Raw genomic sequence first — 25,799 nt, forward strand, 5'->3', positions numbered from 1 at the left:
CTATTAGTAAGAATTATGTCTTGATGAATGTCAATTTGCCACTTTGACGATACCTTCTATTGCGGTTTTTGCCTGTTGATAAATCTGTTTGGCCTCCTGACTTGTTTGGGTTGAAAAGATTGTCAACAGTATTTCAAAACTGCTGGTCAAAACATCATTAATAGCCTGATATTTTTGTTTCATATCGGGATCTCCTTTGGAATGGAGCATCCAGGTTTCTTTAAGAAAAGTGAAAATATAATTAGTAAGTTCTCTCATGATGGCAGCAAATTCGGCAACTTCAGGATTAAGGTAATCGGTATGGGCTTCATAGGTTGAATGATCTGAAATGTGCAGTCGTCCTTCTGCGTTAAGTAAATGATAGGATTGGCTTCCCTGAAGAATGATCATATGGTGGTATAATACATTAACTGAAGTCTCCAGATGATCCAGGAGGTGATTTCTTTTCAGAAAGTTGAAGTTTTCCTTTAAATCAGACAGGGATGAATCCGGTTCAAACATGATAAAGCCAACACTGGGTTCGATACCATATTTTCTAAGCAGGTCGATTGCCGCTTCATTTTCTCTTACACTGGTATATTTTTGCAGTCGCTTTAAAGATTCATTGCGTCCGCTTTCCAGGCCAATTAAGATATCTTTTAAGCCGGCATCAACTAGAGCTTTAACAATTTCATCATCCAGATCGTTAACCCGTGCTTCAATTCCAAATTGAATATGGCGCTCATGCAAAAGACTAGCCAGTTTCAACACTCTTTTTCTTCCAGCCTGTCCGGGGCCGATGAAATTTGGATCAGTAAAATAAAAATATCGAATATCCGTTTGATTCATCAGGCTGTCGATTTCAGCAATAATATTTTCAGGACTGCGTCCTCGCCATTTCGGACTGTTGTTGCCATAAAAGGCATTAATATAACAAAAGGTGCAGTTGCCATAACAGCCTCGACTGCCGGACAAATTGATTTCACCAAAAGAATAAGAGGCTGGGTGCCGTAGTGGAAAAGGCAGGGCATCAAGGTCTTTAATAACTTGTCCTGGATGAGTTTTAATTTCATTGCCAACTCGATAGGCCAAGCCTTCTGGCGAAAAATCTGGAAAATATTTTGCTAGATTTAAAAAAGTCAGCTCACCCTCGCCCAGAAGACAAGCGTCAATGGCAGGGCAGGCGTTTAAAATTTCTGTGTAGGCAAAGGTTGGATAGTATCCGTAAACACAGAGGTATGAAATTCGATATTTTTCTTTGACATTTGAAAGAAATGCATAAAGTTTCTGATTGTCTTTCCAATGATAAACCAGATGAACGCCCAGAATGGTCGGACTGTCCTGAGCAATTTTATTTTCTATTTGAGTAAAATCCAGGCCTTCCAGATAACCGTCTATAATCGCTACCGAGATTCCATTGCTTTTGAGTATACCGCCAATGTAGCCAGTATTGAGACAGGCTGACAGTGGCGCATTGGCGATATCATTATCCCGCTCCTGAGAAAAGGAACGGGGATGTTCCATCAATAAAACTTTCATTTTAGACCTCCTGCCAGGTGAATATATTTTTTTTCTGATGATAGATTTCCAGCTCATAGCGGAGTTTATCAAAAGGACGGGGATTGAAATAGGTCGGGTATAAAAGATCGGTGTTGGTGTCAATGACCTTTTGTTCCAGGGCTTGTTGTTCAATAGCAGTGCCCGGCAGGATGCGAATATTGTTTAATACTATAGTGCCCAGTGTTTTTGAAGATTTGTGGATGGTACTGAGCTGGTCAATCAGTTCTTTGGCTTCTGCAACTGTTTCGAAAGTAGCGCCAGGAGTATTGACTAAAAAGTGGTAAACTGTCACAACTCCGCATTTAGCCAGGATACGGGCAGCTTTAAGAATATCTTCAACCTGCATATGCTTGTTAAGCTGATTGAGGCAATCCTGAGTCAGGCCATCCGGCGATAGGGAGAAACATTGGCAGCCTGAATCTGCATAAAGGCGAACATTTTCTTCAGTTAACAGATTTTCGCGAAAAAAACCGCTCCAGTGAATATCTAAATTACGGTTTAAAAGTTCCTGACAAACTGCATTAAAATGATCGACCGGCGTATTGACCACCGAATCGGTAAAATGAATCTGGAAGATGCCATAATGTTTTTTCAAGTATTCAATTTCATCGACCACATCGATGGGATTACGACAGCGCAGTTTGGCTCCTGACAGAGTGGGATAGGCACAGTAACCGCAGGTGAAATTGCAGCCGCGTTTGGTTTCAACCCCCATGCATTCAACATAATGATTGCGTTCAAGATATGCATGGGGATCCAGTAAATCGCGATCCGGTACCTTATAGTTTTGCATATCAAAGTCACCGACAGGTGGATTAATGATAATTTGACCTTCATTTCGATAACAGATTCCAGGCAGATCCGGTGGACTATTAAGGTTTTGAAGCAGCGGGATGATGTTATTTTCAGCTTCACCAACAATACCAAAATCAATTTCCGGATATTCTCTTAGCAGTTGCTTGGCAAATAGGGTAAAGCCTGTACCGCCGGCCATGATTTTGACATCAGGACATATTTTTTTGATAAAGGCTAAAGTTACGGCAAAAGAAGGGATTAATGATGACGTTTTGTTGCCAAGAGGATCGATATTACGCAGTGAAATACAGATAAGATCAGCTGAAAAATTGGTCAGTTGTTCTTTAAGTTGACCATAGGGATCATCAGAAATATTCATGTCGAAAAGATTCAGATGATGATCGCTTTCTCTTTTTATTATTGAGGCCAGGGTAACCAGTCCAATGGGATAAACGCGTTCAATATCGATCCCCTCCATTGATAGGGCCTGGATAAATTGTATATTCATAGAACTCCTTTTAAGTATAATAATGTAATTGGCAAATACTGCAATTGATACTATTCAAGTGGTAGAGATCTGGAATTCACAGTGTTCTTTACCAGCTAAAATTACGGCCGTATCAGTTTCCAGTGGGATGATTGGAGATGTTATCATAGAAAGTGACTGCAACTGTTCAATCACCCATGCGGCTGAAAATACTTTGCCATTGTAAGTGTTTAAGAGCATGTTGATATCAGAAAGCCGCGCCTTTATCGGATTGTGTTCCATAAAAAAGTCGTGAATCAGAAGTTGTCCATTCTGACTCAGCAAATGAGTGGTTGTTCTAAGGATATGAATGACTTCATTTTCAGAATAAGCATGAAGAATATTAGACAAGATGATCAGGTCGAATGATCGATCAAGATCCCAGTCTTTATCAAGAATATTAGCAGCGTGTAGGTTAACGCGCGTATTTAATGAATGCCTTGAAACAAATTTATTCGTCTGTGGCAAAATTTGTTCGATGTCAATTAGGGTAGCAGTGCTATCGGGAAATTTTTCAAGAAAGGCTAAAGCCATTGCGCCCGAACCACTGCCGACATCTAAAATACGTCCACTGAAATTTTTAATAAAACTTGCACATTCATTGGCTTTAAGTTTAGCGACATTATCCATTGCCTGAACATATTGGGAACGACGGATCTCCATTTCACTTTCGTCGACTTCCAGAAAATTAACCCTTTTTCCACATTTAAGAACAGCTAATAAAGACTGCCAGTCGGGAACCATATTTTTTCTCCAACGAATTATATCGCCTTGATAAAGTGGTGATGATTTCAGCAGGAAGGTGCGCGAAAGTTTGCTGTTAGAAATAAAATCATCGGATTTATCAACAAGTCCTAATTCAATCAGTAAGTTCAGATAGCGAGAAAGTGCTTCACTGGAGCAGTCAAGTCTATTGGCAAGCTTTAAGATGGTTAAGCCGTCTCCAGAGTTTTCGATTGTCTCAAACAAATTTAGCTCCAATGCTGCAAAAAGAGCTTCTGAAAGCCAATAGGAAGTGGACAGATCCTCCAGAAACTGTCCACCGTTTTTATTACTGAAGTTCGTGGCCATTGGTAACTCCAGCATCTTCAAAAGTAAGTAGTTCATTCATAATTCGGGCGGAGGACTCAACTAAATGCATGGCAACAGCTGCACCGGTACCTTCGCCCAGACGAAAATCAAGATTTAAAAGTGGTCTGAGGCCCAGGGCTGTCCACATCATCTGATGGCCGGGTTCCTGGGATTGGTGGGAGGGAATCATATAGTCAAGACTTGACGGACAAAGCCCTTTAGCGATTAAGGCCCCGGCAGTGGAAATAAAACCGTCGACGAGGACCGGCACTTTTTTGTAAGCTGCACCAAGGATTACCCCTGCAATTCCGGCAATTTCAAAACCGCCGACCTTTGATAGAACATCGATAGGATCGTTTCGGTCTGGTGAATGCAGGTTAATCGCTTCACGGATTACATTAATTTTGTTTAAAAGAGTCTGATTATCGATCCCGGTGCCGCGACCGGTAACTGAAGATACTGGATATTCGGCCATAACTGCCAAGATAGCTGCACTTGGAGTGGTGTTGCCAATTCCCATATCACCGGTTGCCAACAGATTAATACCTTCATCATCAATTTTCTGGATAGCCAGATTGATTCCGGCTTCAATTGCGGCAATGGCCTGTTCCCGGGTCATAGCAGGTTCCTTATGAAAATTATTTGTCCCCTTGGCGATTTTACAGTCTATGACCTGTCCCTGTTCAACTAAATCGGTCAGGTCGGCCGCAACCCCCATGTCAACGATTATCACTTTGGCGCCGGAAGCTCTGGCCAAAACATTGACACCGGCACCGCCTTTAATAAAATTGTTGACCATTTGCGGAGTAACTTCCTGAGGAAAAGCAGAGATACCTTCATCAACTACGCCATGGTCACCAGCCATAGTAATGACCATTTTTTTGTCAACATTTGGATGAATTGTTCTTTGAATACCAGATAGCTGTTCACCGAGAATTAGAAGCTGCCCCAGACTCCAGGGAGGAATCGCCATTTTTTCGATATGGTTGCGAGCCGCTTCTTTGTATGCTGGATCAGATGGTTCGATCTGTTCGATAACTTTCTTTAATAATATTTTATCCATAATTTTTCTCCTCAGGCTATTCCGAAATATTCAGCCGCAATATCAGCAGGGGTAACAATTTTGCTGGCATTGAGGTGGCTGGGCTTTTGTGCAAGCGCAGCCTTAAATGGACTTTTATTAATAGCCATTTCGACTTGCTTTTCGGTGTCTAGATTTACTCTAGCCTGAGCCATTTGCAGATCCCGATTCCAGGCATTCTGTCCTCTTTTCAGAACGTTAACAGAGGCAGCGGCTATTTTGGTTGACCGTACACCAATGCGGACATCTTCTTCGTTAGGGAGACCTAAATGCTCAGCAGGTGTTAGATAACACAGAAAATCGGCTCCATGGAGGCCGGCAAATGCGCCGCCAATTGCACCGGTAATATTATCAAATCCTGGTGCAATATCGGTAGCCAGAAAACCAAGAATATAGTAGGGGACATTATAGCAAAGTCGTTTTTGCAGCTGCATGGTAGATGCAATATGATTTAGTGGCACATGTCCTGGTCCTTCAATCATAACTTGCACGCCTGCTTCAAGTGCCCGTTTAGTCAGTTCTCCAGCAACCATCAGTCCACGCAATTGTGCCTGATCGAGTGAATCGGAGTTTGAACCGGGACGGATGGCGTCGCCAATACTTAGAACTGTATCCGTTGCTTTGAGGATTTCCAGAAGACGGTCAAATTCTTCATACAAAGGATTTTCTTTCTGATTATGAAACATCCAGCCGGTCAGAAAAGAACCGCCACGACTGACTACGTCAGTAACTCGACCAGTCTTTTTCAGAATTTTTAGTACATCCATATTAAGAGCACTGTGTACCGCCATGAAATCAATCCCCTCGGCACATTGCTTTTCAATCACGGAAAAAAGATCATCAGATGTCATGTTTACCATCAATCCGCGCTTTTCAGCCGCTTCTACGCAGGCCTGATAAACCGGCACACAGCCGGCAGCAATGTTTGAGTTTGCAAGACTTTGTTTACGCATGGCATCAATGTTATTGCCGGTACTTAAATCCATAAAAGCATGGGCGCCTTCTTCTTCCAGGATACTAAGTTTTTTTGCTTCCATTTCCATATCATTGCGGTCGCTGGAAGTTCCCATCAGGCCATTGACTTTAACATCAAGGCCGCCACCAATACCACAGATTTTGCTGCGGTTTCGGTATTTATTTTTGGGAATAACGATTCGACCGTCAGCAACTCCGGATCTGACAAATTCGGGACTAACCCCTTCTGACAGGGCTACGATTTCCATTTCTTCAGTAATTTTTCCGCTACGGGCTTTAAGTATTTGAGTCATATTAGATAACCTCTCTTTCATCATGTAAATATTTTGATACAATCTTCAGGGCACAATAATCACCACACATGCTGCATTCTGAGGAGAAGTTACTGCTGCGTTCTCGCCACATTCTTTCAGTAGTTTCAGGATCGATTGACAATTCGATCTGGCGATTCCAGTCCAGTTGTCGACGGGCAATAGACATTTCCAGATCCCAGGCCATAGCAGCCGGATGGCCTTTAGCCACATCACCGGCATGAGCAGCAATGCGGCTGGCAATAACCCCCATGAAGACATCATCAGCATCGGGCATTCCGATATGTTCAGCCGGTGTAACGATGCAAAGAAAGTCAGCTCCGTAAAAAGATGCGATTGCACCGCCGATAGCACTACTGATATGATCCATGGAAACAGCAGAATCTGTTGGCAGACAGCCGAAAACAAAATATGGAGCATCATGACACAGTTTTTTCTGCAGCTTAACCGTAGTTTCGATCTCGTCCAGTGGGACATGTCCAGGGCCTTTTACCATAACCTGAACGCCGGCCTCTCTGGCACGTTTAACCAGGTTACCCAGAATCAGCAGTTCCTGTATCTGAGGTCGGTCTAATGAGTCAGCAATGCATCCCGGACGCATTCCGTCGGCAAAGCTTAGAACGATATCATAACGGTGGCAGATTGAAAGTACCCGATCAAACTGAGTAAACAGAAAATTTTCACATTGGTTATGAATCATCCAGCCGATTAAATGTGAGCCGCCATAGCTGACGAGTGGGTCAATTCGTTTATCTTCTTTGGCCTGTTTGATCACTTCCATGGTCGTACCGCAGTGTAGAGCCATAAAGCTGACACCTTCAGCAGCCTGCTTTTCCATGACTTCGAAAAAGTCATCAGCAGTCATCTTAAGTGCTGAACCATATTTTTCTTCAGCGACATGCAGGGCCTGATAAAGCGGTAATGTGCCGACCGGACAGTTGATCGACTTAAGTACGGAAGCCCGCATCTCATCAATAGGTCCATTAACACTCAAATCCATAATGGTATCAGTTTTAGCTTTGAGAGCAGCATTGACTTTTATCAGCTCGCCTTGAATGGTGTCTGTTGGTTCATAAAGACCGACACTTGCAGATACTTTTGTCGACAGATTTTTTCCGATGGCGATGGGTTGACGACTGTTTAAAATTACAGTATTGCCATCAGCGATAGCCTGACGGATACATTCAGGGGTGACCCCTTCGTTTCGCGCCACAGTTTTTATCACTTCAGTGATTTGACCGGATTGAGCTTGTTCAAGAATTGTCATGATTTTCCTCCTAAAATTGAGCGGCATGAAATCATTCGCAAAGAATGCAATGATAAAGTTTTGCCTGTTTTAAATCTGCATATTGGGCTTCTTTTGTATTTATATTACAGAGGTGAAGCAGAAAGCCGTGAACGCGTTACAAACGAAGTTAATAATGCGTCGCGGGCTTTTCTGAATGCCGGTTGTCAATTTAACTGTAGGTGTCAGTCAGATTGAGAGTTCTCACACGGCTTCAGTTTTTGCGCAAATAAAAAAGCTCATAGCATAATTGCTATGAACTTTACCTTCATTCATAATTCATTTGTGATTGCAGGCAGGTCTCCTGGCTTGGGTGTCAATACCGGATTGCCCCTTCCCGCTAAAGCAGTGGATCAACAATCGATTCTTCCCTTACAGTGATGGGTTCGCTCAGGTCTTTCACCTGATTCCCTATTCTCCAACAAAGTGGCACCATGCGCTCATCAATTTATCTGAACTCATTATACACAGAAAGATTCGACTTGCAAACAAGATTAAGAAATATTTAAGAAAGTATAATAAAACATAAATAAAGAATAAAAAGTCTATTTTTAACTAGAAATTTATTTTGTAGTTAAGGTTTAAAATTTCATTAGTTGGTGTATAATAAAAAATATAAAGGAGGTGAACAGATGGATGGAATGTGGATTGTACTAACCATTATATTTCTGGTCATTGAAGTTGCGACAGCTGGAGCAATGGTTTCTATCTGGTTTTTTGTCGGAGCTTTAGCGGCAATGCTGGCCGATTACCTTGGTGCAAACGTAGTTGTTCAGTTTCTGGTCTTTTTTGTAGTTTCTCTGGCTTTATTATTTTTGACTAAACCTTTTATTAAAAAATATGTCAGACCAGTCTTATCGAAAACCAATGCAGATCGTATTATCAATGAGCATGGTATCGTTACCGAAGAGATAAACAATCTTCTGGGAAAAGGTGCTGTTTACGTTGACGGTAAGCATTGGACAGCAAAAAATATTGACGGTGATAAGATCATTTCTGTTGATGTTGAGGTGGAGATTATTGAGATTCAGGGTGTAAAAGTCCTGGTGAAAGAATTGAATAAACAGGAGGAATAAGATGGGCTTTATTTTTATAATTTTTCTTTTTATTATCTTTATAGTTTTAGTGGTCATCAATACAAAAATTGTACCGCAGGCAAATGCTTATGTTGTTGAACGATTGGGCGCATACCATTCGACGTGGGAAACCGGTTTTCATATCGCAATTCCAATTATTGACAGAGTCTCAAAACGAATCAGTTTAAAAGAAAGTGTTGCGGATTTTCCACCACAGCCTGTAATTACTAAAGACAATGTAACTATGCAGATTGATACGGTTATTTATATGCAGGTTACTGATCCGAAGTTTTTTATGTATGGTGTTGATAACCCGATGAAAGCCATTGAAAATTTAACAGCAACCACATTAAGGAATATCATTGGGGATATGGAACTGGATGCGACCCTTACCTCTAGAGATGTGATCAATACACAGATGCGAGTGATTTTGGATGAAGCAACTGACCCATGGGGGATTAAAATTAATCGTGTTGAACTAAAAAATATCATGCCGCCACAGGAGATTCAAAATGCCATGGAACGGCAGATGAAAGCAGAGCGTGAGCGTCGAGAAATGATTCTTCAGGCAGAAGGTGAACGTCAGAGTGCCATCCTGGTAGCAGAAGGGGAAAAGAAATCAGTTATCCTTCAGGCGGAAGGGCAGAAAGAAGCAGCGATTCTAAAAGCGGAAGCGGATAAAGAAGCTCAAATCAGAAGAGCTGAAGGGGAAGCAGAAGCAATTCTTAAAGTACAAAATGCCACCGCTGAAGGGGTTAAAATGTTAAATGCAGCTGGACCTGAACAGGCTGTAATTGCTCTAAAAAGTCTTACATCACTGGAAAAAATGGCAGACGGGCAGGCTACAAAAATTATTATTCCTTCAGAGATTCAAGGATTGGCAAGCCTTGCTGCATCACTTAAAGAAACGATTAACGATTCATCAGCTAATTAAAAAATACTGGCTTATGCCAGTATTTTTTTGTATATATATGCATTTGATTCTATGGTCTGTTTAAATTTTGCCATATCTGACTGTAGTAATTTAATTTTGAGGTCAGCTGCGTGACTATAATTCTACAACGCTCAAGATCCTGGTTTTTAGAAGATTCGTCCAATTGGTATAAAACTTCAAGAATATTTTTTAGCCGTAGATTGCTGGTGGAACCCTTGAGTTGATGCGTTAGGACTTTCAGTTCACTAAAATCTGATTGGTCTAAAGTATTTTTAAGTAAAACAAGTAGGTCAGGTAAATATAGAAAATAGTCTGAGTAAATTTCACTGGCATCATCAATAGATAAGCCAGTATCGGCAATAAAATGATTCATACAGTTTTCAAGGTCGTTCTCTGTGTCGTTTGATCTTATGGTGATATATTTTTTTAACATGGCGATCATTTTCTGATAATCGATAGGCTTACTCAGGTAATCATCCATACCGGCATCTAAACATTTTTGCCGGTCACCTTCCATTGCATTTGCTGTCATAGCGATAATAGGAACATGATTAGTCTCTATTTCTCTTATCGCACGAGTACCTTCGTACCCATCCATCAATGGCATTTGACAATCCATGAAAATAAGATGATAATGCTTATTTTGTACAGCTTTGATAGCTTCAATTCCGTTTGTAGCCAAATCACAGTGATTATTGTGACGTAAAAGCATTTTAGAGATGATCTTCTGATTCATTAAATTATCCTCAACGAGTAGAATATTAAAACTGGATAAATTAAGTTCAATTGTATTGAGTTGGATTTCTTCGGTAGGTAGGTCGAAATAATTATATGAATTACTTTCATTTTCAATATTAGAAGTGGATGCAGTTTTAAAAGTTAGATTAAATGCAAATGTTGAGCCTTTTCCTGGTGTACTGATAACTTTCAATTCGCCTCCCATTAAATGAACCAGCTCTTTTGAAATTGCCAGTCCCAGACCGGAACCTCCATATTTTCTCGTTGTTGAAGGATCAGCCTGGACAAAGGGCTTAAAAAGCTTTTCAAGTTGCAGTTCTGAAATTCCAGCTCCAGTATCACTTATTTCAAAAAGGATCTTTGAAAGATTGGGTGTAGTAGCTGTAGTGGTTAGAGAGATGGTAATTTTTCCGGATTCGGTAAATTTAATGGCATTACTGATCAGGTTATTAAATATTTGTCTAAGTCTTGAAGGATCGCCAATAATCTGCTCTGGTAGATTTTTTGAAAAATGTTTCTCAATTGTCAGATTTTTAGCCAGTGCTTTTGGCAGGAAAGTAGAAATTGATTCCTCAACTGTTTTATTTAGCATAAAAGGAATGGATTCTAGAGATAGCTGTCCGCCTTCAATTTTTGAAAGATCAAGTATGTCGTTGAGCAGATACAATAAAATTTCACTTGCGGCTTTCGATTCTTGAACATATTCATGCTGTTCAGGTGATAAGGGGCTCATCTGCAGCAGTTCCAGATAGCCTAACATCCCATTCATTGGGGTTCTAATTTCGTGGGACATATTCGCTAAAAATCTGCTTTTCATCTGATTGGCATTTTCAGCCTGCAGTTTTGCCTGTTTCAATTCTTCTTCGATTTGTCTTCGTTCAATAGCTTTACCAAGAGAGTTGACATAAGCAAATAGCGTGGAGAATTCAGAGGGTGACCAATATCTTCTATGCGTACAGTCATCAAAACCCATAAAGCCATAAAACTCAGAATTAACAATAACTGGGGCAACTACAATGGATAGTATGCCCTGTTGTTCGAGAAAAATTCGAAGTTTCCTATCGGATATTTCTGATACAATTCCATAGAAGGCGTTATTATGAATTAGCGGCTCCATAAAAGCCTCAAATTCTGTAAAGGGAAGATTCTGAAGATCCGGCGACTCATTTAATGAGACAACAGCATTTGATGACCATTCAAATCGTTGGCTGGTAAATCCATTTCCATCAGAATCATAGTAATTTTCCCAGAAATAAACCCGGTCAACTTTGGCTGCTTCACCGATTAGTTGGCAGCCAATGGAGATTGCTTCATCGATATTACGGTTATCCAGAAGCTCTTTGATAGATAGGGCAACAGCGCTGAGAACTGCTTCCTGACAGCGGAGTCGTTCTTCAAATTCAAAGCGTTCAGTGATATTTCTGATGATGATCAGGATGTTTTGATTGCTATTCGGCAACATCCGACATTCGAAATGCTCTAGTGAACCATCAAGTGCTATCTCATATTCAAAAGTAAACAGGTTCCTTTTATAATAAACAGAATCTATAGCAGACATTATTTTGAGGGTTAATTCAGGACTAAAAATTTCTGAGATATGTTTTCCTGTCAATGCGTTTTCGGGAAAAATCAAGTTATTGTCAGTATTCTCCGCTAGGAAAAATCCTTTATTGTTAACAATAAATAACGAATCAGGAATAGCTTCGAAAATTGATTTTAGATAATCATTACTATACTCCAAGGCTTTTTCATTTTGTATCTGGTGGGTAATATCGCGGGCGACTGAGTAAATCTGTTTATCTTTTTTCAAGCATCGCCATTCAATATAAGCGAAGTTTCCATTCTTTTTAAGACAGCGGTTGATCAGTGTCTTAACGGAGTTATCCTCTGTAAGACTGTCTAAAAACAGACGGCTTTTAGACTGATCTTCAGTTAAAATAAAATTTGTAAAATCTTTAAGAAGCAACTCCTTGTCACTGTACCCCAATATTGATTCAAAGGAACGATTCATTTTGGTAAGGGTGCCATCAACATTAAAAATACAAAGAAGACCGTTGCTGACATCAAAAAATTGCTTGAGTTCGTCAGATTGTTTCTTTTCATTAGTAATGTCAATAAAAAATATGACTAGGTGCATAGAACTAGGTGTATAAGCTCTTACCCGATACCAGCGTTTATAATAATCGAGATACTGTTCCAGATCATGTGTTTCGGGTTTTTGAAAATTTATGGCAATCTGAGCCAGGTCATTTAGCCAGGAAAATTTTTTATGGTCTTGTTCAGGTATTATTTCCAGAAAGGTTTTTCCGATGACTTGCGAACGTTCATATCCAATGTGAGCGAGAAAAGCCGGATTGGTATCTAGAAATTCATAATTAATTGGCTGATTTTGTCGATTGCAGTTAACTTTTAAACTGACAAAACCACAAGGTGATTTTTCCAGAATATTTTGAAAAATATTAATGTCCATATCTGTTCCTCCATATTTTAAACCCATTATATGTTTAACCCATTTTTATTAAGTTATTCAAGGTATTTTAAAAACTCTCAAAAAGCGCAGTGGAAGTAGTTAAAATATAAGGTAACAGCTTTGTTGTGGCGAGAAAATTATACTAAATAATGTTCTTCTATGAGTTCAGAACATAAAAAGCCTGCATGAAAAACAGAGCAGTCTGTTAATTTCATGTAGGCTCTTTTATTAAGTGGTGTTATTTAAATAATACTCTCCCAATATAGGAGTTTATAATTTAAAGTGTTTTTGCAAATGCCCCAATTTTTTTATCCATATTTGAAATATGCTGAGTCAGCCAATTAACAATCATCTGATTGGCATTAATGATTAATGTTATGTTGCCACCTGATGTTTCAAATTCTTTTTTTATTTTAGCAAGCTCTGCGATAAAATTCTTATGAGCTGTTTTTTGGGCAGCCAGTTCAGGATAGTTGATTTTGGTCATATATGCTTCTTCATCACTAAAATGCTGTTTGGTATAATCATCAAGAAAATCGAGCATCTGAACAATATAGTCTTTTGATTTACCGGTTTTTCCAGCTTCAAATAATTTGTCGGCTTTTTCAAACCAGATTTTGTGCTGAGAATCAATGTTTTCTACGCCTACGGATAAATCAGGGGTCCATTTTATTGCCATGTAGTGTTCCTCCTAAGTTTTATTAATTAAATTATATCCTTTCTAATTTATAATTCAAGATGTTTTTAAAAAAAACACAATTGAATTAGCAAAAAAATCCGTAGACAAGGGAAAGGGGATTTGATAATATAATCTTAAATTTAGGTATGGAGCGGTTATTAATTGTTATTCTGAGGTCCTTGTTGAAAAGCGTTCCATCCAGAGTGAAAAACATCAGGAGGATAATTATGGCAATTTTTGAACGTTTAGGGGATCTTTTAAAAGCAAACATTAATGATATGCTTGATAAGGCTGAAGACCCGGAAAAAATGGTGAAACAGATTATTATTGACATGGAGGCTCAGGTTAATAGTGCCACCCAGGCTTTAGGTGCAGCGATGGGAAGTGAGAAGCAGGCGTTAAAACAGTTGGAATCTGCTAAAGCTTCTTCACAGGACTGGAACAATAAGGCGAAATTGGCTCTACAGTCAGGTAACGAAGAGCTTGCTAAAAAAGCTTTAGCTCAAAAGGCATCGGTTGACAGTAATATAGTTACTTTCCAGGCGTCCTATGATTCAATGAGTATGCAGACAGCTCAGTTAAAAGATCAGGTCAGAGAACTGAAATCAAAACTTGAAGAAGCACGTATGAAACAAAATATGCTGATTGCCCGTTCGAAAATGGCAGATGCTCAAAAAGGTGTCAGTCAGTCTTTAAGCAGTACTGACAGCTCTAGTGCTTTTTCCAAACTTGATAAAATGGAAGAAAAAGTCAATGCTAAAGAAGCCGAAGCGGAAGCGTTCAGTGAAATGGCTGGCGAAAACAATAGTCTTGAAAATGAATTTGAAGCACTCGAAAAAGATGCTGCCGTTGATGATGAACTGGCAAAACTAAAAGCTGAACTGGGAATGGAATAATCGGATATGGGGTATATAATTGGCATATTGATTATGGTGGGGGCTATTGCCTATGCTGTTGTTACTTTTCGGAAAAATACCCAAAAGGCGGAAGAAATTCAGTTTCAGCAGACCACCTGTATAAAAGATGTTCTGGATATAATTGGAGATCTATCGGCGCTTGATGAAAATTATCGGCATTATGCCGAAGTAAAAGGTCATCTTCATAGTGTTTCTGGTGATGTTAGAGCTCCTTATTCGGAAAGAAACGTGGCTTATTATGAAAACACAGTTTACTCGGTAAATGAGGAAAAACGAACAGAACGGGATGAAGATGGCAATACCAGAACCTATACAGAAAAAGTTGAGCATACTTTGAGTAATGAGAAGAGTCCAGTTGAAGTGTACTTATCTGATAGCAGTAGCGATGAAAAGGTCTATATTGATATGGAAAGTTTTAGTGGAAATGTAGATCTAATGTCAGGTTGCGATCGATTTGAAGCCAATAATTCTACATGGGCCCGGCAGTTTAATTTAAATTTTAATTTTGCTAATACAGGTGGCTCCAGGTTCCTGGGCTATCGATTTTATGAAGAGATCCTGCCAGAAGATCAACCTATGTATATTCTAGGCGAACTTCATAAGCGTGGAAATAGACTTTATGTTGGACGGGCAGTTAAATCAAAGAAATCTTCGCATGTAACCTATAAATCAGAAGATGAACTCCTTGATGATATCAAAAAATCACGTACCATGGCTATAGTGATTGGTGTAGTTGGAGTGATTGTTGGTGCTATTGTGATGGTTATAATATAACACCTGGAATTATAAAAATCGAACCCTGGTCTTAGGGTTCAATTTTTTTGAAAATTTTAGACTGGTTGAATGCATTGAAATTTTTAGTATTCTATTCTATAATGTCATAAGATTAGAAGCGGAAGGTGTAGTGATGGATCCAGAAATAAAAATGATTGAGAATGAAATAAAGGCTTCACGTTTGACTGCTGAATACTCGCAAAGAAAAATTCGAGAAGTTGAAAAGTATCATAAAAGTCTTGCTGAGTACGAAACCACACCACTTATTTCTTTAAAAGGATTAGCTGAGAATTTAGGCATAAAAAATATTTTTATCAAAGATGAATCTAAACGTTTTGGATTAAATTCATTTAAAGCCTTAGGTGCGTCATTTGCAATTCATAAAATTATTGCAGGTCATCAGGGAGATGAAAAGCCAGTGTTTGTCACAGCAACAGATGGTAATCACGGAAAAGGAGTGGCCTGGGCTGCTCAGCGAATTGGGTGTGAAGCACATATTTTTATGCCGGCAGATTCGAAAGAATGCCGGGTTAGGGCAATTAAAAATTTCCTCAACGCTCGCGTGGAAGTGACCAATAGAAATTATGATGATACTGTACGTTTTGCTCAGGCCTATGCCCGTGAAAACGGGTATTATCTAGTTCAGGATACGGGCCTTGAAGGCTATGAACAGGTTCCTCAAAATATTGCTTATGGGTATTCAACAATGGTTTCAGAAGCTTATAATCAAATGGATGGAGTTAGGCCATCTCATATTTTTATACAGGCAGGAGGGGGCTCAATGGCGAGTGGAGTAATTGGAACTCTACGGGTTAATGGGGATTTACCGTTTATTTCTATTATGGAAGCAATGCCAACTGCCTGTTTTTTTCAGTCCGTTAAAAACGGGAAATGCTCAATTGCAGATAATGATGGTAACACCATTATGGCTGGTATGAATTGTGGTGAACCTAACCCTTTGGCATATCCGATAATTAAGAATAATGCACGGGCATTTTTTTCCTGTCCGGATTGGGTTACAAAAATAGGAATTCGTAAAATGGCTGCCCCGGAAGGTGATGATCCAATAATTGAATCAGGAGAATCCGGAGCTATCGGACTGGGACTGCTTATGATACTGATGCGTTTAAATAAATACCATAGTATGAAAGAAAAGTTGGGTCTAAATTCTGAATCAGTAATTTTACTTTTTAATACTGAAGGTTTTACAGATGAAGAAAATTGTCGAAATATTTTAGCGGGATTGAACTAATTTTGATTGCTGTTCATTTTACCCTGTTGGTATCCTGATAAATCCAGAGCGACAGAGTGGAAACCAATTTTTTTAAGTCTAGTTGTTAGAAGTGTTCGCTGGTTTAGGATAACATCAAAATCATCGGGAAGACATTCAATTTTAGCCAAACCATCAATAAAACGTAAACGATATTGTTTTAGGTTAAGTGATTTTAAAATTTCTTCACCATTTTCAACCATCAATAGGGCTTTTGGGGTTATTGGGGAATTAGTGGGAACTCGGGTAGCAAGACAGGCCATTGCCGGTTTTTTTGCAGTTTTAAGGCGATAATGAGCCGATAGATGACGGATATCTTTTTTAGTTAATTGTGCCATCTTAAGAGGGCTCAAAATACCTAATTCGCCGAGGGCTTTTATACCTGGTCGATAATCTTTGTCATCATCCAGATTAGATCCGTCCATGATGACACTGTAACCGGCATCAATTGCGGCTTGTTTAATCTGTTCAAATAAAAACTTTTTGCAATGGTAGCATCGGTCTTCACCATTCTTGGCAAATTGTGGAATGGAGAAAATATTGGTTTCAATGACCAAAGGTTCAATGCCCATTGATTTTGAGAGTTTTATTGCTTCCTGAAATTCTGAACGGGGCATCATGGCGCCATCAACAAGAATTGGAAGAACCTGAACATCAGGTGTATCTGAAGCCACTTTTAGAAGCAAAGTGCTGTCAACTCCGCCGGAAAAGGCAATACAGACTTTTTTTTCGCGGGCGATGATATCTTTTAAGTTTTTAAGTTTTTCATTTAGATTGATTGTTTGTTTAGTCTGGTTATTCATGTTTACCTCAATAATTTAGTTTCTTTCGCTTATTATACGCTTAAAGCATGTTTTCGACCAGAAAAATCTTTATTATTCAAAAAATTTCATAGTGGAGGACTGTATGAATCGAAAACAAATGATTACATTAATTGTAGGAGTTACCCTTACAGGACTAATTTTATTGACTGCTTTTTTATTATACTGGTTATTCGCAGATCAAACCAGATCAGATGGTCAGGTAAAAGGGGTTGACTTGTCTGCCTATCAGGGTCAAGTGGATTGGGAAGTTCTGGCAAGGCAAAATATTGACTTTGCAGTTATGAAGGCAACTGAAGGGGCTGATTACACAGATAGTCAGTTTGATAAAAACTGGGAAGAAAGCCAAAAAACGGATTTAATAGTAGGGGCTTATCTTTTTTTAAATTATGATGTGACAGGTCAGTCTCAGGCTGAACATTTTATTAATACAGTCGAGATGGATAAAGATAACCTGCCGCCGGTGATTGATCTTGAACTTTATGGTGATTATAATGACAGTCCACTTACAAAGGAAGAAGTGCAAATTATCTTAGATGAAGCCCTCAGCACGCTAGAAGAGCATTATGGAGTTAAGCCTATTATATATACATCTCAAAGGGTATTTAATATGTATATCGGTGAAGATTATACAGACTATAAGTTCTGGATTGTCGATCTTGATAACAGCTGGCCCGATACGCTTCCGAATGGGGAGGAATTTACATTTTGGCAATTTACGCATAGAGGGATGATGGATGGTTATGAAGGAGACGAGACTTTTATTGATATGAACCTTTATAATGGATCTTATCAGGATTTTACGGATGAATTTTTTTGATGAGTAGCTTCCAGACGTAAGTTATGAATAAATCTATGAGAAAGAGTCTTTATAATTCTTTATTTTAATCCTGTTATGATAATGCTGATTTAATATTTATATATCTCGTATAAAAGATCAATAGCAAAATTAAATATATATATGTCAGCTTGTTATAGAATTTTCCATAAAAATCGCACAACATACAACCAGACTTTTCTGGAAATGTATGTTATGCGATTTTTGTTTTGCATAGCTTTATTTTAAATTAAACAGTTGCTTTCCATAAACCATGCAGGTTACAATATTCGTAAGCAGCGATTACTTTATCACCAGCAGCCATTGCAAATTCAGCACTAGGTGAACCATCAACAGGTAAGCATTTACGTTGCATACCCTGTTCTGTTTGCAGGAAAATCCAGCTGATATGGTGTTCTGGAGTCATTGGGTGGGCAACACTACCGACTTCAACTTTTACAGCATCGCCTGTTATAGTAATGACCGGAACGTGTTTTTCCTGAGCGGCATCAGTTGTATTAGCGACAACTTCAGTCATGGGGTCACCACAACAAATCATTTGTGCACCTGAATAGTTAATCATGCCGACAAAATTACCACAATGTTTACAGACGAAAAATTTTGGTTCATTACACATAAATTTGACCTCCTGAGTCATAAAATCTTTAAAAAGTATATTCCCAATGAATGGCTTTTTAAACATTGAATTAGATTAATTCCTGATTATTATAGCACAAGTTGTAATAAATAAAAATACATTATTATTAAGAAATGAATGTTTATTCTATATAATTCTTAATAACTTATCTGAAAGGAGCGCTTTGGCGATAAAAAATGGAAAAACAATGGTTAAAATGGGCCAGAGAATTGCAGTCTATTTCTCAGGCTGGGCTGACATATTGTAAAAATGACTATGATTTGGATAGGTATCGAGAAATCGAGAGATTATCCAAGGAGATTATTGAAAAACATACTGAAATACCTCACGAGGTGATTGAGAGTTTTTATCGGCAGGAAGTCGGTTATTTGACCCCTAAGGTTGATGTACGAGGCGGTGTCATCGTGGGGAATCGAATTCTTCTGGTTCGGGAAAAACTGGATGGAAAATGGGCATTATCGGGCGGCTGGGCTGATGTGAATCGTACGCCGCAGGAAAATGTTATAAAAGAAGCATTTGAAGAAGCCGGAGTTAGGGTGAAGCCTAATAAACTTGTTGCTATTTTGGATCGCAGTAAATGGAGCAACGATCCGTGTCCTTACACAATCTATAAAATTCATATGCTTTGTGATCTGATAGAAGGAGAGTTTAAACAAAATACAGAAACACTGGAAAGCGGATTTTTTGGCTTAGATGAACTTCCACCTTTATCACAGGGAAGAATTACTAAAGAACAGCTTGAAATGTTCTTTGAGGCTCACCACAACCCGAGTTTTAATCCGATTTACGACTAAAAAAAGCCGGTTAAAAACCGGCTTTTTTTAGACTTTATAATTAACCTGGACATTTGTACAAGCGATTGGAGTGGCTAAAAAAAGAGCTGCTGCATTTATTCCTCCGCTTTGCAGAAGGGCATCATATTCCGGTACAACCGGCAAGGCACCTGAAACCATTGTACCATCCTCGTTAGCAGGATAAAAATTAGAGTTTGTTTCAAAAGTTGCATAGACGCGAAAATTATTATTGCCATTAGCATCGATAAAACTATACAAACCAGGTATTTCGGTTGGGGTATAAAAATCTAAAGGCAAAACATCTTCATATGCTGTAACTGTCCCACTTCCTGGATCAGCATTGTTAAATCGAACTGCTGGTGTCGTTAAAGTGACTGAAATATTATTACTATCGCGATGCATCTCAACTCGATAAAAACCTTCTTCAACCTGGACCCAAGCATCGTTAACGACAGCTTCTTTTTTGGCATAAGAATAGTATTCGATTTCACCACTAGAATTAGTATATCCAAAAACAGCAAATGTAGCTGGTGCAAGGTTGACCTCGGGATTAGCGGGGTCGGGATTTGTAACAGTCAAAATGCAATCAAGAGATAGTACTGCCGGAATACTTGCATCAATGGGAACAGAAATCAGAGTTAGATATGACTCCTGATAACTCTCTGCTGAAGTTGTACATCCAGTAAAAAAACACAGAATTAAAATAATGCTGATGTATATTGTTCGGGTCTTTTTTAACATTTGTTTCTCCTCAATCAAAGCTAATAATATGATATCGCAAATGATTGCGGACTTCAATCACACTTTCGTCACAATTATATCAAAGATTCAACTTTCATGACGTTTTTGGGATATATCCTTATTGATATTGTTTACTTGGAGATTCGCATCCCACTTCCGGATAAAATTGAGTTAATATCATCGTCCGATAGACTTAATCCAAACATTTCCTGATAATATGAACGGGTTTTCTCCATTAAATCGATATCAGTAAATAAGTCAGGATAAAAGAGTTTAGCTATAAACAGCGCAGCCATATGGGGTTCGATGGAACCTGGATGTCCCCAACGGGTAACGCCTACTGGTAAGGTATATACCTGTTTATTTGCAACGGCTGATAAACCGGTCCATTTGGAATCATTCAGGATATAGTTAGTTGTATTGATGTCGTTGGCAATAATTGCATCTGGATTCCATAAATAGATTTGCTCCAGCGTGGTCATCGTTTTCTCCGATTCAGTAAATAAATTTCCACCTTCAGTGGAAACATTGATTGTACCAGCGATCTGGGTAATTTCAGAACAGATATCCCCAGTCAGGTCAGTCCGAGCGTCTTCATTAACAGCGTGATAAATCTTTGTTCTTTCTGATTCGGTAATTATCGAAACTCGTTCTGCCACTAGAGCCAAAACACTTTCCATGTCATTTATATAGGCATCAGCCTTGACTTCTTGACTAAAAATTAAACCGCAGACTGTAATGGCAGTTTTTAACTCGTCAATACTGGCATAATCAATAACAACCCATGGAATACCGGCTTTATCAAGTTTTTGAGTTTCGCCTTCGTTTAAAGCAGTACTTTGGCGAATCAGGGCCAGATCAGTGTTGGTCGCCAGGAGTTCTTCAACATTAATCGATCCATCTGAATATGGGACAGAAACGTCCACGATATCTGGTCGTTTATAGGACATTAAAACGTCACGTTTAATTCCATTGGGTATTCCGACAATTTTATCTTCCTGATCAAGCATGGCCATAATGTGGGCTGTTGAAGCATACAGGCAGGCAACCCTTTGGGGATCAGCCGGGATGACAACTTCTCTTCCCAGACAATCTGTGATAGTTTTTGTATCAGTTGAGTTTTCAACTGCTGTGGATTGACACCCAGTTGCAAGACCGATTAAAAGAATTAACAGTAAGGATAGGATTCTATTTGATTTCATGGTTTGCTCCTGACGTTTTTAGCGGGACAATAAATTGCCGCAATTGTCCACTTTCATATGTTTCACCGATTGAAGCCTGAATATTAAAATACTTTTCAAGATTTTCTTTAGTGATAACAGCGTTTGGATGGCCAACGGATTTGAAAGTTCCCTGATGCATTAAGGCAACTCGTGTTTTTGTATTGGCGTTTCCAAGAAAAAAAGGCTGATTAAGAAAATGAGTCGTCATAATAATAGAAAGTCTTTGTTGTTTGGAAATTTTATCAATCAACTCCAGCACCATTAGTTCATGACGAAAATCAAGATGGGCGGTGGGTTCATCAAGAATCAGGATTTTTGATTCCTGAGCGATAGCTCTGGCAATTAAAACCAGTTGTAATTCACCGCCGCTGAGTTGGGTGTAGGGACAGTTTTTGAAATCGCTCATTCCGACCATGTTTAGTGCTTGACAGGCTTTATCTTTTTCGGAAGCTGATGGGGAAGAAAAAAGCCCCGATTGAGCAGTTCGTCCCATCAGAACAATATCCAGTACAGAGTAGGGAAAAGTTTTTACATGGTTTTGCGGCACATAGGCAATATGGGCTGCAAATTCAGCAGCTTTCATTTTGGAAAGATTTTTTCCAAAGGCCTTAATCATTCCGCTTTGTGGAGCGTTTAGTCCCAGTATAGAATCGATCAGGGTTGTTTTTCCACAACCGTTAGGGCCGATTATACAAAAAACTTCTCCCGGTTCAACATGAAATTTGATGGATTTAAAGATAGGGTTTCGTTCATTGTAAGAAAAACTGAGTTCATCAACTTCTAAAGGCCACATTACCAGTTCCTTCCTTTTGTTTTTTTCAACAGATAAATAAAAAATGGTCCGCCAACAAGAGCGGTGATAATCCCAAGTGGAATCTCACCACCAGTTAGAGAGCGACAGATAGTGTCACAGATCAAGACGAAACAGGCACCTAAAGACATACTGGCTGGAACCAGAAAGCGGTTATCATTCCCGACGATTATCCGTCCGACATGGGGAATAATCAAGCCTATCCAGCCAACAATGCCACTGACACAAACAGCCCCAGCTGTTGCAAGGGTGGCGCAGGCAATAACAAAAGCTTTATTTAGGTTGACATCAATTCCAAGAGTTTTGGCTTCGCGATCGCCCATTGACAAAACATTAATCCGGTAGCGAATCAGCAGAAGTCCAAGCATCCCTAGGGACATAGGGATTAGAGAAAGAAGCATATCACTGGTTTTCGTGGAAGCTAAACTGCCCATTAGCCAAAAAGTTATGGCTGGTAGTTGTGTGACAGCATCAGCCATATATTTCAGCAAAGAAATGAGTGCTGAAAAAATTGACTGAATGATCGTTCCTCCTAAGACTAGAGTAATGGTGGTGGATGTATTTTCAATTCGTCCGGCAAAAAAACTTAAAATAACGGCTAGAATACCAAAAAAAAAGGCAAAGATTGGAGTCAGAAAAATATTGTTAAAAAAAACAATTGCCAGCGCGGCCCCAAAACCAGCACCCGATGAAACGCCAAGAATTCCGCTGGATACCAGGGGATTTCGAAACAGTCCTTGAAATGCCGCGCCGCTGGCAGCCAGCGAGGCGCCTACCATTACAGCCAGAAATGCCCGTGGTAATCGTATCTGAAGGACGACAGCAGTCGTCTCTGTTGGAAGACCGCTGTCATTACCTGTGAGTCCGTAAATCAGGCTTTTAAAAACATCTAGGGGAGATACTGTATAACGTCCGATACAAATTGTTCCGATAAAAATGATGATTGGAAGCACGATTAGAAAGACTGCCGTTAAAAAGCTACGACGCTTCGACATTTATGCTTTTTTACGTTTAACCAAAACTACAGCTATAACAATTACCAATAATCCAATAATAGCAAAAATAAGTATTGAATTACTGGATGTAGTGTTATCAGCCATAGTGGTTACAACATCTTCTACTCCACCTGCTGTGGTAAAATTGATTTCGACTGCGGACTCAAGGACATCACCACTTTTGGAAGTTACAATTGGTTCAACTTTAATTGTGTAAGTTGTTGCTTCTTCCAGCGGTTCGCTGGGAGTAATGGTCATAAAGTTTCGCAGGTCAGGCTCTAACTGGTCATCGGCCATAGTAACCTCAGCCGGAACGAGAGTTTCACCATTATATATGCTGACAGCGGTAAGGTTATCATCACGTACAGTTAGATAAGCTACGTTTTTGCTGAATTCAAGCGTGATAACATCATCAATTGCGACATCGGTGGCACCATCAGCTGGCGTTGAAGCTACAATCGTAAGTGGTTGACCACTACCACCGCCAGTACCATCGCCGCTACCGGAACCACCCCCAGTACCATCTCCTCCAGCTGCAAAAACGCTGACATTTATCATTACCAGTGTTATAATACAAGCTAAAAAAATAGAAATAATTTTTTTAATTTTCATTCTTAAACCCTTTCTTTTTGTGTACAGACGATACCGTCTTTTACAAATCGTCGATATCGGCAATTATAGCATGAGACCAATTCCTCAGCAACCCACTCTTCTTCAACATCCTCCTTGAATTGTTTGCATACAAGTGCTGTTGAAGCACCAGTAGCCCATTCATCTGTCTTTAGAAATAGATTATCACTCATAAAAGCTATCCCCCAGCTTTCTGATGTTGGCTTTATCGAGGACCTCATATTCAGCGGAACCATCGATTTTAACAACAAATAATACGAACTGATTTTTATAAAAAACAGTTTTAGTGCGCTGATTAATTTTGATTACAGTATCATCAGGCAATATTTCTTTGCTATTAAAATCCCTCACCACATTTATTTCAGGAAGTTCTTTCAAAGATTCAATAGAACAGGTACTTCCGATGGTGAAATTCTTAAGAGAGGCTTTGACTTCGCCGTCAGTGCCATTTAGTCGAAGACCAACACCGGCCAGAGCGCCAATAATCCCATCTCCAGTGCCGCCGTGTTCTGATAAATGGGCATCATATTTTAAGGCGCAGGCATAGGCCATATCTTTGTTAAGGATACTTGCTTTAGCTGATTTTCCAAATTCGATAAGATCTGAATAATTTTCGTTTTCTTTGAACGGTAAAACACATAAACCAGGATCCGATCCATCAGCAGCTGTTTCCAGCAAATGCTTTGAACACAGTTCAATAATTTGATGAAAGGCATTTTTGTCAGCTTCGATAGTAAAACACATTGAGCTGTTGTGGGAAGTATATGGAATATCAGGATGAATAAAAAGCTGGTGTCTCGTCACTAGTGACGGATTGGAAAGAGCTGTTTCTTTTAAAAGTTGACGTAGTTGATCGGCAATAGTACCTGTGCCGATCGAATCAATGTTATCGGTATCATCAATGCAAATATAATATAACATATATACTCCTGGTTAATAGATTAAAATCTTAGCGATAGATTCCAAGAATTATGATATAATAAATTTAATTAAAACTCAAGGGGGCAAGTATGGGAAAGCGGAAGAGAAAAACGTTTCATGAGCGTTGGCAGGAGTTTTTGGAAGAAGCGAAAAAAAGCAAAACTAAAACTTTTGTCTATATAGCTTTGCGGGTTTTAGTAGTTTTGGTATTAATTTCATCAATAGTAAACCAGAACTATAATAATGCTTTTTTATGCATTCTAACATTGGTTCTGTTTTTAATACCTGGTTTAATTGATGAAAAACTTAATATTGTACTGCCGGATACGCTAGAAATTATTATTTTACTTTTTATCTTCAGTGCAGAAATTCTCGGAGAAATTAACGAATATTATTTAATGTATGATCGCTGGGATGATATGCTTCACACTATGAATGGTTTTTTGTGTGCAGCGATTGGATTTTCAATGATTGATATTTTAAACCGCAATGAAAATGTGAAAATGTATTTGTCGCCAGTTTTTGTGGCGATAGTCGCCTTCTGTTTTTCCATGACGATCGGAGTTTTATGGGAATTCTATGAATTTGGGATGGACTATTTCTTTCTGACCGATATGCAAAAAGATACAATTCTGCCAGCTATCAGTTCAGTTATTTTTAATCCTGACGGTAAAAATGTTGCCGTTACAATTCAAATTCATGAAATGATTGTAAATGGAGTGACCTGGAATTATGGCGGATACATTGATATTGGGCTTTACGACACCATGCATGATTTGTTTGTCAATTTTATCGGGGCAGTCACTTTTTCAATAATCGGTTATTTTTACATTGTTAACCGCACAGACGGCGATGATAGCGGGAAATTTGCGAGACGATTTATACCGCGAATGAAAACAGACGAAGAAAAAAATCATAACGAATAAGTTACCTGTCCAGGTAACTTT

At 39.1% G+C, this 25,799-nt stretch carries 25 protein-coding genes and 1 riboswitch; of the genes, 8 read left to right on the forward strand and 17 right to left on the reverse strand.

Going from position 1 to position 25,799, the window contains the following annotated elements:
• Nucleotides 1–30: 30 nt before the first annotated feature.
• The 6 genes from Q5O24_05145 to thiC are packed head-to-tail and all read right to left on the reverse strand — an operon-like array spanning nucleotide 31 to nucleotide 7,565.
• Entirely contained in the window at nucleotides 31–1,518 is a 1,488-nt protein-coding gene (locus tag Q5O24_05145; GenBank protein ID WKY48703.1) for a radical SAM protein, read from the reverse strand.
• A 1-nt stretch (nucleotide 1,519) separates the two neighbouring features.
• Nucleotides 1,520–2,842 (reverse strand): B12 lower ligand biosynthesis radical SAM protein BzaD, encoded by a 1,323-nt coding sequence (gene bzaD, locus Q5O24_05150; GenBank protein ID WKY48704.1) that lies wholly within the window; start codon nucleotides 2,840–2,842, stop codon nucleotides 1,520–1,522.
• A 54-nt stretch (nucleotides 2,843–2,896) separates the two neighbouring features.
• Nucleotides 2,897–3,931 carry a class I SAM-dependent methyltransferase gene (locus Q5O24_05155; GenBank protein WKY48705.1) on the reverse strand — a complete coding sequence of 345 codons (1,035 nt, stop codon included), beginning with the start codon at nucleotides 3,929–3,931 and terminating at the stop codon, nucleotides 2,897–2,899.
• On the reverse strand, nucleotides 3,912–4,994 hold the full coding sequence (gene cobT / locus Q5O24_05160) for a nicotinate-nucleotide--dimethylbenzimidazole phosphoribosyltransferase (protein ID WKY48706.1): 1,083 nt from the start codon (nucleotides 4,992–4,994) through the stop codon (nucleotides 3,912–3,914). The genes Q5O24_05155 and cobT overlap by 20 nt, the downstream gene beginning before the upstream one ends.
• Nucleotides 4,995–5,005: 11 nt before the next feature.
• The gene (gene bzaB / locus Q5O24_05165; GenBank protein WKY48707.1) at nucleotides 5,006–6,280 is read right to left on the reverse strand and encodes a B12 lower ligand biosynthesis ThiC-like protein BzaB; all 1,275 of its coding nucleotides are present in this window, start codon (nucleotides 6,278–6,280) and stop codon (nucleotides 5,006–5,008) included.
• A 1-nt stretch (nucleotide 6,281) separates the two neighbouring features.
• Entirely contained in the window at nucleotides 6,282–7,565 is a 1,284-nt protein-coding gene (thiC, locus tag Q5O24_05170) for a phosphomethylpyrimidine synthase ThiC (GenBank protein WKY48708.1), read from the reverse strand.
• A 294-nt stretch (nucleotides 7,566–7,859) separates the two neighbouring features.
• A riboswitch (cobalamin riboswitch) is annotated at nucleotides 7,860–8,035 on the reverse strand.
• 180 nt (nucleotides 8,036–8,215) lie between these two features.
• On the opposite strand from thiC, the gene Q5O24_05175 reads away from it, so the two are divergent.
• Entirely contained in the window at nucleotides 8,216–8,659 is a 444-nt protein-coding gene (locus tag Q5O24_05175; protein WKY48709.1) for an NfeD family protein, read from the forward strand.
• 1 nt (nucleotide 8,660) lies between these two features.
• Nucleotides 8,661–9,593: an SPFH domain-containing protein gene (locus Q5O24_05180; GenBank protein WKY48710.1), complete on the forward strand. Its 933-nt coding sequence runs from the start codon at nucleotides 8,661–8,663 to the stop codon at nucleotides 9,591–9,593.
• Nucleotides 9,594–9,642: 49 nt separating this feature from the next.
• Here the strand turns inward: Q5O24_05180 and Q5O24_05185 are convergent, their stop codons facing one another.
• Together Q5O24_05185 and Q5O24_05190 are read right to left on the reverse strand one after the other, a co-directional pair.
• Nucleotides 9,643–12,801, reverse strand: a complete 3,159-nt coding sequence (locus Q5O24_05185; protein WKY48711.1) for an ATP-binding protein — start codon at nucleotides 12,799–12,801, stop codon at nucleotides 9,643–9,645.
• A 277-nt stretch (nucleotides 12,802–13,078) separates the two neighbouring features.
• Nucleotides 13,079–13,480, reverse strand: a complete 402-nt coding sequence (locus Q5O24_05190) for a bacteriohemerythrin (GenBank protein ID WKY48712.1) — start codon at nucleotides 13,478–13,480, stop codon at nucleotides 13,079–13,081.
• 227 nt (nucleotides 13,481–13,707) lie between these two features.
• On the opposite strand from Q5O24_05190, the gene Q5O24_05195 reads away from it, so the two are divergent.
• The 3 genes from Q5O24_05195 (at nucleotide 13,708) to Q5O24_05205 (ending at nucleotide 16,423) form a co-directional block, all read left to right on the forward strand.
• On the forward strand, nucleotides 13,708–14,376 hold the full coding sequence (locus tag Q5O24_05195) for a PspA/IM30 family protein (GenBank protein ID WKY48713.1): 669 nt from the start codon (nucleotides 13,708–13,710) through the stop codon (nucleotides 14,374–14,376).
• A 6-nt stretch (nucleotides 14,377–14,382) separates the two neighbouring features.
• Nucleotides 14,383–15,171: a GIDE domain-containing protein gene (locus Q5O24_05200; protein ID WKY48714.1), complete on the forward strand. Its 789-nt coding sequence runs from the start codon at nucleotides 14,383–14,385 to the stop codon at nucleotides 15,169–15,171.
• A 133-nt stretch (nucleotides 15,172–15,304) separates the two neighbouring features.
• Nucleotides 15,305–16,423 carry a diaminopropionate ammonia-lyase gene (locus Q5O24_05205; protein WKY48715.1) on the forward strand — a complete coding sequence of 373 codons (1,119 nt, stop codon included), beginning with the start codon at nucleotides 15,305–15,307 and terminating at the stop codon, nucleotides 16,421–16,423.
• On the opposite strand, the gene larE is transcribed toward Q5O24_05205, so the two are convergent.
• Nucleotides 16,420–17,244, reverse strand: coding sequence for an ATP-dependent sacrificial sulfur transferase LarE (larE, locus tag Q5O24_05210; protein ID WKY48716.1), 825 nt, complete (start codon nucleotides 17,242–17,244; stop codon nucleotides 16,420–16,422). The genes Q5O24_05205 and larE overlap by 4 nt on opposite strands.
• A 103-nt stretch (nucleotides 17,245–17,347) precedes the next feature.
• On the opposite strand from larE, the gene Q5O24_05215 reads away from it, so the two are divergent.
• Complete coding sequence (locus Q5O24_05215; GenBank protein WKY48717.1) at nucleotides 17,348–18,082, forward strand: GH25 family lysozyme; 735 nt, start codon at nucleotides 17,348–17,350, stop codon at nucleotides 18,080–18,082.
• A gap of 247 nt (nucleotides 18,083–18,329) precedes the next feature.
• On the opposite strand, the gene Q5O24_05220 is transcribed toward Q5O24_05215, so the two are convergent.
• Complete coding sequence (locus tag Q5O24_05220) at nucleotides 18,330–18,716, reverse strand: desulfoferrodoxin family protein (GenBank protein ID WKY48718.1); 387 nt, start codon at nucleotides 18,714–18,716, stop codon at nucleotides 18,330–18,332.
• 197 nt (nucleotides 18,717–18,913) lie between these two features.
• Between Q5O24_05220 and Q5O24_05225 the strand changes: the two genes are divergently transcribed.
• Nucleotides 18,914–19,531 (forward strand): NUDIX hydrolase, encoded by a 618-nt coding sequence (locus Q5O24_05225; GenBank protein WKY48719.1) that lies wholly within the window; start codon nucleotides 18,914–18,916, stop codon nucleotides 19,529–19,531.
• 27 nt (nucleotides 19,532–19,558) lie between these two features.
• Here the strand turns inward: Q5O24_05225 and Q5O24_05230 are convergent, their stop codons facing one another.
• From Q5O24_05230 to Q5O24_05260, 7 genes are all read right to left on the reverse strand, one after another.
• Complete coding sequence (locus Q5O24_05230) at nucleotides 19,559–20,272, reverse strand: hypothetical protein (GenBank protein ID WKY48720.1); 714 nt, start codon at nucleotides 20,270–20,272, stop codon at nucleotides 19,559–19,561.
• Nucleotides 20,273–20,403: 131 nt separating this feature from the next.
• Complete coding sequence (locus Q5O24_05235; protein ID WKY48721.1) at nucleotides 20,404–21,474, reverse strand: ABC transporter substrate-binding protein; 1,071 nt, start codon at nucleotides 21,472–21,474, stop codon at nucleotides 20,404–20,406.
• Entirely contained in the window at nucleotides 21,461–22,288 is an 828-nt protein-coding gene (locus Q5O24_05240; protein ID WKY48722.1) for an ABC transporter ATP-binding protein, read from the reverse strand. The genes Q5O24_05235 and Q5O24_05240 overlap by 14 nt, the downstream gene beginning before the upstream one ends.
• Nucleotides 22,288–23,301 (reverse strand): iron ABC transporter permease, encoded by a 1,014-nt coding sequence (locus tag Q5O24_05245; GenBank protein ID WKY48723.1) that lies wholly within the window; start codon nucleotides 23,299–23,301, stop codon nucleotides 22,288–22,290. The genes Q5O24_05240 and Q5O24_05245 overlap by 1 nt, the downstream gene beginning before the upstream one ends.
• The gene (locus Q5O24_05250) at nucleotides 23,302–23,913 is read right to left on the reverse strand and encodes an Ig-like domain-containing protein (GenBank protein ID WKY48724.1); all 612 of its coding nucleotides are present in this window, start codon (nucleotides 23,911–23,913) and stop codon (nucleotides 23,302–23,304) included.
• A gap of 2 nt (nucleotides 23,914–23,915) precedes the next feature.
• A complete protein-coding gene (locus Q5O24_05255; GenBank protein ID WKY48725.1) occupies nucleotides 23,916–24,104 on the reverse strand; it encodes a hypothetical protein in 189 nt (62 codons plus the stop codon).
• Nucleotides 24,097–24,852, reverse strand: a complete 756-nt coding sequence (locus Q5O24_05260; protein WKY48726.1) for a hypothetical protein — start codon at nucleotides 24,850–24,852, stop codon at nucleotides 24,097–24,099. The genes Q5O24_05255 and Q5O24_05260 overlap by 8 nt, the downstream gene beginning before the upstream one ends.
• A gap of 89 nt (nucleotides 24,853–24,941) precedes the next feature.
• Here Q5O24_05260 and Q5O24_05265 point away from each other — a divergent pair, with 89 nt between their 5' ends.
• Entirely contained in the window at nucleotides 24,942–25,778 is an 837-nt protein-coding gene (locus Q5O24_05265; GenBank protein WKY48727.1) for a hypothetical protein, read from the forward strand.
• Nucleotides 25,779–25,799 lie beyond the last annotated feature (21 nt).

Source organism: Eubacteriaceae bacterium ES3 (assembly GCA_030586155.1).
GTDB lineage: Bacteria > Bacillota > Clostridia > Eubacteriales > Eubacteriaceae > Acetobacterium.